This is a genomic window from Brevibacillus sp. NPDC058079, assembly GCF_042885155.1.
GTDB lineage: Bacteria > Bacillota > Bacilli > Brevibacillales > Brevibacillaceae > Brevibacillus.
Genome location: NZ_JBHVSO010000007.1, coordinates 219,438 through 232,469, shown reverse-complemented (window position 1 = coordinate 232,469; position 13,032 = coordinate 219,438). Strand labels below are relative to the sequence as shown.

Annotated in this window: 10 protein-coding genes; 9 read left to right on the top strand and 1 reads right to left on the bottom strand. The window is 37.6% G+C overall.

Annotation, left to right across the window (positions count from 1 at the left end; translation table 11 throughout):
• Window positions 1-7: 7 nt before the first annotated feature.
• The 6 genes from ACFVS2_RS21495 (at window position 8) to ACFVS2_RS21470 (ending at window position 5,800) form a co-directional block, all read left to right on the top strand.
• Entirely contained in the window at window positions 8-1,612 is a 1,605-nt protein-coding gene (locus ACFVS2_RS21495; protein WP_390237466.1) for an ATPase, T2SS/T4P/T4SS family, read from the top strand.
• Window positions 1,613-1,624: 12 nt separating this feature from the next.
• A complete protein-coding gene (locus ACFVS2_RS21490) occupies window positions 1,625-2,569 on the top strand; it encodes a pilus assembly protein TadB (RefSeq protein WP_390237463.1) in 945 nt (314 codons plus the stop codon).
• A gap of 15 nt (window positions 2,570-2,584) precedes the next feature.
• Entirely contained in the window at window positions 2,585-3,526 is a 942-nt protein-coding gene (locus ACFVS2_RS21485; RefSeq protein ID WP_390237462.1) for a hypothetical protein, read from the top strand.
• A 203-nt stretch (window positions 3,527-3,729) separates the two neighbouring features.
• Window positions 3,730-4,227, top strand: a complete 498-nt coding sequence (locus ACFVS2_RS21480; RefSeq protein WP_390237459.1) for a hypothetical protein — start codon at window positions 3,730-3,732, stop codon at window positions 4,225-4,227.
• A 34-nt stretch (window positions 4,228-4,261) separates the two neighbouring features.
• Window positions 4,262-5,077, top strand: a complete 816-nt coding sequence (locus tag ACFVS2_RS21475) for a hypothetical protein (protein WP_390237457.1) — start codon at window positions 4,262-4,264, stop codon at window positions 5,075-5,077.
• 15 nt (window positions 5,078-5,092) lie between these two features.
• Window positions 5,093-5,800, top strand: a complete 708-nt coding sequence (locus ACFVS2_RS21470; RefSeq protein ID WP_390237456.1) for a hypothetical protein — start codon at window positions 5,093-5,095, stop codon at window positions 5,798-5,800.
• A 177-nt stretch (window positions 5,801-5,977) separates the two neighbouring features.
• Here ACFVS2_RS21470 and ACFVS2_RS21465 read toward each other — a convergent pair whose 3' ends face one another.
• Window positions 5,978-6,409 carry a hypothetical protein gene (locus ACFVS2_RS21465; RefSeq protein WP_390237453.1) on the bottom strand — a complete coding sequence of 144 codons (432 nt, stop codon included), beginning with the start codon at window positions 6,407-6,409 and terminating at the stop codon, window positions 5,978-5,980.
• Between the two features lie 426 nt (window positions 6,410-6,835).
• Between ACFVS2_RS21465 and ACFVS2_RS21460 the strand changes: the two genes are divergently transcribed.
• The 3 genes from ACFVS2_RS21460 (at window position 6,836) to ACFVS2_RS21450 (ending at window position 12,881) form a co-directional block, all read left to right on the top strand.
• Window positions 6,836-7,798, top strand: a complete 963-nt coding sequence (locus ACFVS2_RS21460; protein ID WP_390237451.1) for a metal-dependent phosphohydrolase — start codon at window positions 6,836-6,838, stop codon at window positions 7,796-7,798.
• A 112-nt stretch (window positions 7,799-7,910) separates the two neighbouring features.
• On the top strand, window positions 7,911-9,017 hold the full coding sequence (locus ACFVS2_RS21455) for a hypothetical protein (protein ID WP_390237448.1): 1,107 nt from the start codon (window positions 7,911-7,913) through the stop codon (window positions 9,015-9,017).
• Between the two features lie 174 nt (window positions 9,018-9,191).
• Entirely contained in the window at window positions 9,192-12,881 is a 3,690-nt protein-coding gene (locus ACFVS2_RS21450; protein WP_390237446.1) for an RCC1 domain-containing protein, read from the top strand.
• Window positions 12,882-13,032: the final 151 nt, after the last annotated feature.

The following is a 13,032-nucleotide window of genomic DNA, read 5'->3' as shown; positions in this document are numbered from 1 at the left end:
GATATTGTTGAACTACAAATTTTCATCGAATCCAATTGTTGTAAAACATAAGAATAAAAATGTCGGAGTCATTGAACTTGATCTTGACCACACCGCTAAAGAATTTGTCTTAGAGATTTCTGATGAAAAAAATGAACTATTGTTTAAAGGCGAAGTAGATGAACAGACGTTCTTGAGCGTTGATTCATCTTCTGGATCAATTACCCTTCTGTATGTTGATCCTAATGATAAATCAGTTATATTTCGTAGACGTGTTGATTTGATGCGAGCATTCAATTTGTCGGACAGTGAAAAGGAAAAAAGTATAAAATCACTGAGTGAAGAAGCGCTATATGAAAAGATTTCTACATTAGTCAAAGAGCTGATGGATAATCCAAAAGGATCTCCAAAGGAAACTCAATATCACACCCTTATGATGAATAAGGCAACGATGGATAAAGACGCAAGAAGTTATGTAGAAAACAAAATTCGTCATATCGTCGCTCAAAACGCAGATTTATCTGATAGTCAAGTTGAAGGGTTCACCCATCGAATCTATGCAAACTTTTATGGTATGGGAATTCTACAAGAAATTGATGATGATCCAGAAGTTGGGGAGATCATGGTGAATGGTTACACATATCCATCTTTCCGTTGTGACATCTATTATGTCAAAAATGGAGAGAAGATCATGTACGAGAAGACATTTAAGAATTTTGGGGATATGTACAATGTCTTTTCCCGATCTATTGCATTTTCGAAGAAGGAACTAAATAACGTAGAAAATGCGATCATTGAAGCAACAAGAGCAAACCGAGATCGTGTAAATATCATTATTCCAGATGCTTCTGAGAGTTACGTGATGAATATTCGTAAGTTTGGAAACTTTGTTCCTGATTTAGAGAACATGAAGAAATTTGGAACTATCGATGAATATCTGGATCGTTTATTTATGGTATTGGTGAAAGGTAAAGCAAATATCGGTATTGGCGGAGAAATGGGGACAGGTAAGACTACATTAATCAATTACCTTTTGACTTACACGAAGCCAGATGAACGAAAAGTTGTTATCGCTTCGGTAAGTGAAACGGATGTTGATCGGGTGCTCAAGGGGCACGATGTAGTCATGCTTAATGTCGATGATGAGAAAAACTTCACCTTCCCACGCCATATTCGGGCATCTCTTCGCACCACAGCAAGCCGAATTATCGTGCCTGAAACAAGGGGTAATGAGTTTAAGCAAGTATACGAAGCTAATGGAAAAACGGCAGGGAACATGTTTACAGCACACGCCCTTGATGATTATGCCTTTCTGGATATGTGCGTCGATATGTATGTGGGGGATGGCTCTGGATTCGATTTAGATCATTTAAAGAACAAACTTGCCAAGACAATTCCAATCATTGTCATCATGCGAAAAGTTGGTACTCGCATTCGAATTGATTCTGTAAGTGAAGTTGTCTTAGATGATAATCGAAATTTTGACAAGATGAATGTTTTATACTACTGGCACCAAGATCCAGAAGATGCTACGAAAGGTGAGTATCGTCGCACCGACAACCGTATCTCCAACAGATTAAAAGCCCTTCTAAATAAGTATGGTGTTCCAATGACTCAAATGGAACACCTGTAAAGGAGTGTCTCTATGGAAATAATCGAATCTATACTTCATCAGATAGGGAAGGGTGGCTTCAATCTCCTGTTGATTATGTTGATGGGAGGTTCTCTCTACTTCTTCTTGAAAGGTATGAAGCTACGACGAAAGACAACCGAACTGTTCAACCTTTCAAAGCTTGAAATTAAAGTGAAAGAAAAAAAGAAGTTTGAGCTGATGTATTTCAAAAAGTTGAAACGAAATCTTCAAATATATTTCTTCTTTAAAGACAACAAACGAAAAGCAAATATCATCTATATAACGATCTTAATGGTAGAACTATCATTGTTTGTGATGTTTGCAGCCAACAAAATGTATTTATTTGCCTTACTATTCCCACTGATGATTCATTGGTTTGTATGCAAAGCTTTGGAGTTGCTCGCAGATAGCATTCACTCTTTTATTCAAAAAGAACTCCCGCTTGCCATTAAGCATTTAATTAAAACAATGACCAAAACGAGTGATCTAAAAACGGTTATGTATGAAACAAGTAAAAATTTGAAAGAGCCACTTCGCTCAAAGTTCTTTGATTTATCACGTAAGATGATTACGGAAAATTACGAGAAGAGCTTAATGGAGTTTGCAGAAGAACTTGATAATACATGGACGTATGCATTCGCTTTTCTTTTATTGAGTTACAAGGAACAGAGCAAGAAAACAGACGTAATCAAGAATTTGACGACGTTGGCAGATATGATGGAGAAAGAAAATTACCTAAAAGATAAAAGTCTAACAGATAAAAAGTCAATCGTCATATTGAATTACTGTTTGGGTGTTATATCCTTACTCGCTTTGGTCGCTAATCTTGGATTTAATAGTTATGCTACTGAGTTTTTCTTCAATTCAGTAGGAGGAATGATCTCTTTATTAATTGGATTCACAGCAATCCTGGGGACATTCTTAATCAACTTTGTATTGACGAAGAAAACGTTCTAAGGGGGGATCCATCATATGATTTACTTAGTTTTTCTCATCATTTGGGCAGTAATGGCTATCGTAGTGTATTTTCAAACAAAAGGAGATCGTGAGACAACAAGTGGAGAACCTACATTCGGAAGTCCATTTCATCAAGAAATCTATCGCTTGTCCTTCATCGCGCCCTTTAAATGGTTTGTTGAAGACGATAGAAATTTGACTCCAAAGGGAGAAAAAGTCAAAGAGTTACTCAAGCTTTCTGGCTATGACAAAAACTACACGGTTAGAAGCTTTATGGCATTTAAGGTGTTGATATTTTTTGCATCTATGGTGATGGTAACGTTAGCACTATTTCTCATGGAGAAATTGCCAACGTTGATGAATACCGCTATGAATATTCAAAATGTCACGGCTCAAGATAGCAAGGGAGTTCCTCTTAATGTGATTTTTATAACCATTGCCTTCTTTATGATGTTTGCTTTGTTTCCAAGTATAAAAATGAAAAACATAGCAAAGAAGTCCATCTTAGCACGCAGTCGTGATCTGCCGATGATCTACATGTTTACGATTCTCATGCTCCGCTCGAATAAGACGGTAACTGAGATTATTTACGCCTTAACGAAATTAAATACGCACTATAAAGAGGTGTTTGAACGCGGATATCGGATGTACTTACGAAATAAGCACGAGGGAATGGCATATCTTCGTTCTCAATTTGATAATGATCGTTTTGCGGAAATGTTTAATCTGCTTGAAGATATTGCTGAGTACGCAAAAGACGAGTGTGTTTCAATCATGGAGAGTAACATGAAGAATCTTGTGGATGAAACGAATATGGTGAAAAGAAGAAACGATTTATCACAACTGGTTTACTCTCAAGCTTCTATGGTTATCCCATTTATGGCAATCATCCTACTGGGAGCTGCGCCTGTTGTTATCATGGGTATCACGATTTTCACCACTTCGATGAATATGTAAAAAGTCCTTCGGGGCTTTTTTTTCTATCTATAGGTAGTTTTTGATGTTTGAAGCACAAGATATAGAATATCCTTGTAAAAAATTATTTACATAAATGTTTTTTAATTGTATAATAAATACAGGGTATATAAGCACCTTTCACCCCGATAAGAACGCGATGAGATGAATATAATACCTCATCAATATTCTTAGGAGGTGAAACAATGGATGCAGGATTTCTTATGATGGCGATAGTTGGGATTGTATTGGTTGTTGTTGTTAGCTTTTTGGTTCGTTCATTTATGAAGTTTATTCTGATTGGAGCGATTATTTATCTACTGTTCCATTTCGGTTTTATATGGGGGGTAGATGACCTTAACGATAAACTTCAATTGAATCGTTTTTTTAATCCTGATGCTAACAAATCGATTCAATCTACGTATGGAACCTTTGCTGATAAACGTGAGCAATTTGGTGTAGTTAAGACAGAAGAGGTTAAAAAAGTGATTGATTCGACGATTCAAAGCGCTATACAAGAGGCTGGGAATCAAATTAACTCAGTAGACAAGGAAGCACTATTGAAGGAGCTACAGACTAAATTGGAAGCTTATAATGATGGTGAAGTAAAAGAGGCCATTAAACAGTCTCATACAGAATTGCAAAAAGTCATGACATCAAAGCAAGTTGATTCTTTAAAAAAAGAGCAATCACAAGGAAAATAGTAAAATAAGAGTGTAGAGAGGATTTGTGATTACTATGTTTAATCAAAATCTAAATAAATCAAGATATTTACGTCATCCTGAATTGAACCTGTTGTTTCGTAAAGAGTTTATTCGATTTTTCGTTCTTGTCCATATTCCGTTTTATATCGTCCTGTATTTTACCAGGGAATTCCCCAATTTCCTTGCATCGATGGATGCAACCATGGTATTGTTAGCAATTCTTTATGCGGTAGTGGTGAAACCGTTGATAAAGAATGGTACGATTCGGGCATACTATCGAAAACACTACCGCACAAAAACAACAGGTTCCTTTTTAAGCATCGTCTACACAGCTTTATGGTTTGGCGCTGTCCTTCGGTCAAGCTTGCTTGTGGGTAATTTTCTTATTCAGTATTTCACGTTTGAAGAAAGAGACTTGCCTGGGCTTGTTGAAGGAATGAAGCTAAACTATTTGAATGGGAATGGAGCAATTGCAGGAGCTATTATCTTTTTCTTGTTCATTTATGTACTCTACTACAAAAATCGCTACATAAGTATTCAGGATTTTTCTATCCGTGTGATGCAATATGTTAGAGAACGAGGATTTAGTTTGCAGGTTGCAATGGAGAAAGTTTTGTATGAGCATAAAGAGGGGCTTGCCACATGGAAACAGACGAATGACATAGATAATAAAATGAAGTATCCTATAAATATTGAGGAAGAAGTGCCTGTAGATTATCAAAAGGAAGAAATCGCAGTAGAAGTATATCCAATTGCATCTGTACAAGACGTTCCTATGGAAGAAAGTGAACCTACAAAATCTACAACACCGGATACTCTTGTTCCAATGAGAAGACAAGCTCGAAGATAAAGGAAGGTTATTGATATGGAAGTGAAAGAAACGGATCTCTTTAAAAAATTCAGCATTTTATTGCTGGATCGAAACAAAGAACGTTTCGATGATCTAAAAGAAAAATTATCTATGATCTCAAATGTAAAACTCGACAACTCAGGATTTTTTCGAGCAATAATTGAGTATTTATTTGAACATCAAACTCATCTACCACATATCGTTTCCTATGTAGTATTGTATAAGGGTTTTACCATCTTGGAAAGCTTTCAACAAATGGTGAGTCTTCATAAAACACCAGAAGAAATCGAGAATCAATTAGGGGTATCAATTGAGCATTATCGAACGTTGCAGAAAAAATATGAGGATGATCTCTCCCTTGTAAAAGAGACAGATCTCTTCAAGAGGTATAATTTATTATTTCTGGATCAAAATAAAAAGCATTTTGATATATTGAAAATAAAACTTTCCCAACAAGCACAAGTAAAATTGGACAATTCAGGTTTGGTTCGAGCAACAACTGAATTTCTTTACGAGAATCAGGAAATATTAGAGGACATTGCTAAATATTCTATGAAGTATAAGGGCTTTACTCTTTTAGAAGAGTTTATGCGGATGATTAACGAAAATAGATCCCTTCAGGAAATAGAAAGTGAGATTGGGGTCAGCATTCTACATATGAGAGATATGGAAAAGAAATATGGACAATCGTTGAAAAAAACACAATCAGAAGGCTCCCCATAGAATAGGGGAGCCTTTATGTATGGTGAAGGACATTGACCTTTTCTTTTTCCGTGTCTCAATCTCCGTCCTTCTGCCTTGACATGTCCTTATATTGTACAAATTATAAGGGGTTTTATGCTATGCAAAATGTCGTAGTAAAGGTAAAGCAGGTTGAAAAAAAAGACGAGTTGCCTCGTCTCATTTACTTGCTTGAGCAGTTAAATTGTCATCACTTTTTTCTTTCAGCATAATCAACACTTGTCCCGCTCTCAAATCCCCCATTTGAACTCCAGGATTTAATGATTTTGCTAAATAAAGCGGATGGCGAAGGTCGCGCTCATTTGGTGTTAGTTTACTTTGTATCATCCAAGCTGTATCCCCAGATTCGATGACTACTTTTACCTGATCATACTCAGAAATAGCCTTTTGAGTAAGTTGTACCTCTTGTGCTTGTGCCCAACTCGAAATGGAATCAAACACATCCAAAACAAGACTAATTGCACCGTAAATCAATAAAATAGCAACTCCAAGAGCTAAAGCAACGCGATTCCATCGAATGCGCAATCTCTTTGCCTTCTCTGTTTCCACTGGTTTTCTACTTTCAAAACTGTATACGATTGCTTTTTCCATGTAAAATTCCTCCTGTTCAAATCTTTTCTAAATAAAGTAGTAGAAATACAACCTGTTATTTTTTATCTAATCTCGTATATCTTACGGAGTAGGAGCTTGTTATATAATTCATTCATAAAAATTGCATAACAGTATCACACCGGATAATTGACAGTCGTCTTTTAAAGATGGCTGTTTTGTATTTTTAAGAAGACGGTCATATTGTTGTTCTTTTCTTTTTCCTAACCTTTATCAATCGAATAAATAACGGTATGGACAATAAAATATAGAAGTTTGTAAAAAGAAGGAGGGACAGTTGTTCTTTTTTACAATTTTCGTTTTGTTTGGTAAAAAATATTTGACCGAAAATGAAGCGGTTATATAATGCGGTTAAGAAGAAAACGGGATTATATTAGGAAATTTTTTTTGGAAGGGGATTTTTTATTTATGAAAACAAAAATCAAAGATTTGAAAAAGGGTCAGGAAGCGGTTATTAGTGGATCAATTACAAAAAAACCGAAAACAAAAACAAAGGGGGAGCCGTGGATTCTTCTTGTTTTTACGGATAACAGTGGGACATGCTATGCGAAGATTTGGAATAACTTAGAGTTGTATCCAACAATTAAAGAGATGCCTGATGGAGTAACTATTGAGGCGACGGTCAAATGTACGGAGGCAGGACAATACATTAATGTTGAGATCCGTTCATTCGAGATTGTTGAAAAGAAAGAGGTAGGATTAATCGATGTGGATGGATTGAAAGCAGAGCTTCGCGATGCTTTGTCAGGATTGAAAGATGAAAAGTTGAAAAAACTCATTAAAGCAGTTTTTTCTCGTCCTGATATGAATGAAGCATATTTCAAAGCGCCAGCCACCATGATGAGTGGTTATAGCTTTGAAGGTGGTGTTCTTGCTTTCGTCGTTCGTTCGATACGATTGATAAAATCTGTTGCGGCTGTATTTAACGAGTGGAATCACAACTCTGATCATTTCGTCACTAAGATTAACGAAGATTTTTTAACAGCGGCTTGCATTTTAGAACCAATTGGTCGTGTCCGAGCGTACAAGTTCAATGGCAATAGGGTAGAAAAAACGGTCGAAGGTGAACTGTTCGAAGCGTCCTATCTTACAATGAAGATTTTTTTCGAGGAAGTTGAAAAAATTGAATTCCCAGATGAACAACGATTGATATTAGAACATGTTCTTGGTTCAGCAATGGGACGTTCAGACTGGGGTGCCCTGCATATTCCTCGTTCAAGAGAGGCAGTAGCCTTTAATATCATTTTGAACCTAAACTTGCAAATGGGACATTTTGAATTCCTGGATCGATCAGCAGACGCAACCGATCAATTCGTGAAATTATTTCAAAAGACAATGTTTTTGGGGAGTTATGACGAAAAAGGTGCTTGATTATTGAAAAGATCGTAGTGACAAACACACGTTTTTGAAAAAATTGGCTGTTTTGCTGATTGGGAGTTTAAGACTCCTTATCCCACACTTTATATAGAGGAGCGATTTTTATATGGCAAAGGTAAATATAGAAAATGTAAAAACGGTTAATTCGACTGGATTCAATATGGAAAAAACCAATGAATTGATCCAGGATCTAAAAGATCAAGGGTTGGTTGTAGATATTGAAGACCTGGCGGGTTATCTGCGTAAGCAAGGACTGATCGTTAAAGAGCATATTGGACGCAAGCGAAATTATGTTGAGGTGAGTCCAAAACTCTTTGGAATCGATGTTAATCAAAAAGGGGACGATGTGAAAGAGTTGATGAAGGAGCATATTAAGATGGGAAAAATGAGTTTTATTCCCGACTCTTACGAGAAGAAACTTCACAACTTGGAGCAGGCTACACGTATGGCTCGACGAAGAGCGTGTATTGGTTACGAAGATTCGTTTATGCCTATTGAAACCTATAAAACATTCAACAGAGAATTCGAGGAAAGAAAGACGGAGTATTTCAAGTTGCGTGATGAAATAGTTTTACAGTGGGATAATCTTTTGAGTCGGTTCAAAGAAATCCTCAAGAGTTCCTTGGAAGAGTTGAATACGATTGATAAGGAATCGACTTTTGCTACAGTTGTTGCCAAACTTCCATCCAAAGAAGAGTATAAGGAAAGCTTTTACATGTCTTTGTCTGCAAAAGCTTTTCCTGTCACGGAAAACCTGGATATGTTTGAGGAGTCGATTCAAGATCAAATCAAGAATGGTTTGAACCAAGATACGATTTCAACATTGTATGAAATTATCGGGAACACGTTAAATGATGCTTTTGAGAACGTATCGAAAATTCTCCTAAGCTTGCAAAAAAACGATAAGGTTAGTCACAAAACAATTGAGTCACTGCAAAAATCCGCAGTAAGGGTGGCGGAGAAGAACATCTTTCACAACCCAAAAATTGAAGAAGTCCGATTAGAGATTCTCGAAGTTCTGGCGAGTAGTCATGAAATTGATACCATGTGGGAAAAAGCAGAGAATCTGCTCGCAACCATTTATGGATATGCAAAAGAGCTTCACATCGAGAATTCTATAAAAATGACAGACAGCCCACTTTCTTCGGATGAATTGCTTGCGATCTATTCGATGCTTGAAACGGTTTCTGAGTCAAATGAAATACCTGCATAATTAAACTGCTAAAGAAGCCTATTTCATAGAAATGGGTTTCTTTTTTTACGTCAGCAAGCTCAAACACGCTTGAACACTAAGAATATACAAAAAAATGAAGAAAAAGGTTATTTTAATCAAACAAGATCTGTAACATACAGAAAATAAACGGTAGGAAAGGAAGAGATAATTAATATGAAAATAAGTAAAAAGTCGAAAATAATGTCTATGGCAGTATTGGCGACGCTGGTTTCAGTATCGCTTATTGGAGGTTCTCCTTCCAAAGCACAAGCTCTCTCTGGAACAAACATAAAGGCGGGGGTAATCTCAGCTGGAGGTTCCCACTCAATGTTCATTGAGTCTGATGGAACCGCTTGGATTTGGGGACAAAATAGATCTGGTCAACTGGGAGATGGGACAACCAGTGTAAAAAAAGCTCCAGTAAAAGTAAAAGGATTTAGCGATTTTATTACTGTCGATGGAGATGATGAATATTCGGTGGGGATAAAATCTGATGGGACTGTGTGGGCTTGGGGAGCTAACGATGTGGGGCAATTAGGAGATGGAACTACTATTGGTAAACGTACCCCTGTAAAATTGACAAGCTTGACAGGCATGATAGATGTTAAATCGATGTATTCTCATTCAGTTGCATTGAAATCTGACGGTACAGTGTGGACGTGGGGAAAGAATAGCAACGGTCAACTCGGTGATGGAACAACTGTGGATCGTTCAACTCCTGTTAAAGTAAACGGAATAACCGATGTAATCGCCATTGCCGCTGGAGGACATCACACCTTGGCATTAAAATCGGATGGAACGGTTTGGACATGGGGCTATAATAGGAATGGTCAACTTGGTGATGGAACGGATGTTGACAAGTTCATACCTTTAAAAGTTAGCGGATTGACGAACGTGACAAAAATTTCTGGAATAGGTTTTTCTTCTGTCGCATTAAAATCAGACGGAACTGTATGGACTTGGGGATCGAATTCAGAAGGAGATCTTGGTGATGGAACAACAATTCATCGATATACACCTGTAAAAGTAAGTGGATTAACAAATGTAATTGCAATCGATTCAAACAATGGTCACACGGTAGCATTAAAATCGGATGGAACCGTTTGGTCATGGGGAGGGAATAGCAATAAACAAATGGGAAATGGATCAACAGAAGCATATTCAGCGATTCCTGTACAAGCAAGCGGGTTAAATAATGTAGTTGATATTCGGGCAGGTTCTTTTCATTCTCTGGCATTGAAAGCAGATGGAACTGTTTGGAGTTGGGGGTGGAATAGCAATGGTCAGTTAGGCGATGCAACCACTACTGCAAAATCGTTCCCAGTTCAGGCAATTTTTGATGAAACAGCACCAACTATTACACTCGTTCCCTCTACGACTACACCTACAAATCAAGATGTAACAATAACAGCAAACATTGTAGATAACGAAAGTGGTATATCTGTTCAGAAGTACGCAGCAGGGATTCAAGATGTAAATTATTTTGCCAGTGGTGGAACCACATTAAAAGGTAATAGTATTTCTGTATCAGAAAACGGAACCTACACGGTCTATGCGAAGGATAAGGCAGAGAATGCAACCATAAAAACGATTGCCATAGCAAATATTGACAAAACGCCACCAAACGATGCAATCTTGGTTCCAGACATAACTACTGCTACAAATGGAAATGTGAAAGTCACGATTACCTATCCATCAGATGCAGTTACAAAGGAATATAAGATAGGTGCAGATGGTGCGTGGTTCACTTACACAACGCCCATAGTCGTTACAGAGAACACTACGATTTTTGCACGAAGTGCGAATGTAGCGGGTAACATGTCTAACGAAAGTAGCTACGTTGTTCGTAACATTGATAAAATTGTACCAACGCCTCCTTCTATTTTAGTCTCAAGTAATCAACTGGTGATTACACCAGGGACAGATAATGAATCAGGTATCGCAATAACAACATATCAATTAAATGACAGTAGCTGGCAGGAATATATTGGCACTATGAAGTTAGAAGATGGAACTTATACGGTCAGTGCAAAATCAGTTGATAGGGCAGGAAATACAAGCACCACCACACAGAAAGTCGTATTGGTCTATGCAGCCGCATTAGCAGAAGCAACCAGATCCGTTGAACGTGCTGAGACAAATCAAACACAGGAAAATGTCGATTCGGCACAAATTTTGATAAACAAACTTCCAGATGTACCTGAAAAGTCAGCATTGCAGGATCGCCTGAATGAAGTGCAAAAGAAGATTGATGAAAAGAATAAGCTTGCTGAGTTAATTACGGATGCTACGAATAAAGTTGAAAAAGCAGAGAAATCAAAACAACAAGATGATGTAAACGTTGCACGAGATGCAGTAAATAAGCTTCCAGATGGTCAAGTAAAAGATGATTTGAATCATCGCTTAGATGAGGTGCAAAAGCAAATTGACGACAATAAAGCAATAGAAGAGGCAACAAAAAAAGTCGTAATCGCAGAAAATAGTAAAAGACAATCGGACGTAGATCATGCACGAGATGCAGTAAATAAGCTTCCAGATGGTCAGGTGAAAGATGATTTGAATCACCGCTTAGATGAGGTGCAAAAGCAAATTGATGACAGCATAGCCGTAGAAGAGGCAACTAAGAAAGTTGTAACCGCTGAAAATAGCAAAAAACAAGTCGATGTAAACACAGCAAGAGAGGCAGTTAATAAACTTCCTGACGGTCAAGCGAAGGATGATTTGAACAAGCGCCTCGATGAAGTTCAAAAGCAAATCGATGAAGCGAATAAACTCGCAGAACTGATTGCAGATGCCACCAAGAAAGTAGTGAAAGCAGAACAATCCAAGCTCAAGGAAGATGTAAATATCGCAAGAGAAGCGGTGAACAAGCTTCCAGATGGCAAAGTGAAAGACGATTTAAATCATCGCTTGGATGCAATTAAAGTGAACGACGATGAAACAGATGCGGTCGAAATGGCTGTGAAAAAAGCAGAAAAAACAAAAGCACAATCCGATGTGAATGCAGCAAGGGATATCGTCAACACACTGCCAGAAGGATCTGACAAAGATGCCTATCATAAACGTTTAGATGCAGTCGATTCAGCACTCAAGTCAGCGACTAATAAGGTTGATCAAGCTGAGAATTATTTGCGCGACCCATATGCAACAGACGCTCAAAAATTGATTGACGTGCTCAAACCATCTCCTTCTAAAACGTCACTACAAGAACGTCTTGATGCAGTTAAAAAGGCAATGGCAGAGAAAGCCTATCAAGACGCTCTTAAAAAAGCTATTCAAAAGGTAGAGCAAGCTGAAAAGTATAAACGCGATCCGTATATTTCGGACGCCTATGATTTAGTGAACGCACTACCAAATGGAAAGGATAAAAACGACTTGAAAGATCGTTTGGATGCGATCCTTTCTCCAACGAACCCAGGAGGCGATAAAGATGGTCAGTTTGAGCCTGGGGATGATGCTGGCAAAGTTGCAGACACGATCAAAGATCCGATTGCAAGAAAAATCTATCTCGACTGGGTTAAAGCCGTAGAACGTGGAGAGAAATACTTCTCTAAAGCGAACATTGTCTATGCTTTAGAGAAGATGAATGCAGTACCATCAGACATTCGCGAAAATTCAAAGTACAAAGCTCTTTATAATGAATTAAAGGTTCGCTCAGAGAATTTAAAGTTACTCTACAATCAGATGGTTGCTGATAAACAGCTCGAACAAGATGTAAAGAATGCAACGAATGCTGTAGAATTGTATGAGAGCTACCGAAGTGCTTTATTCAAAGAGAAGGCGCAGGCGTTAGTAGATAGCCTTCGTGATCAAATCGCTAAAAAAATACTTCAAGCTCGAATTGATGCTGTTATTCCAAAATAATGATCCGAAAGAGACAAGGATATAATTCCCTGTCTCTTTCTTTATTGTGTGGTGTCAAACTTGAATTCACTCCATTAAAACATTTATTTCTTATGGATTAACTCCGGAAACATAGAATAGAAAAAAGTATAAATAAAGGGAAAGAGGAGGG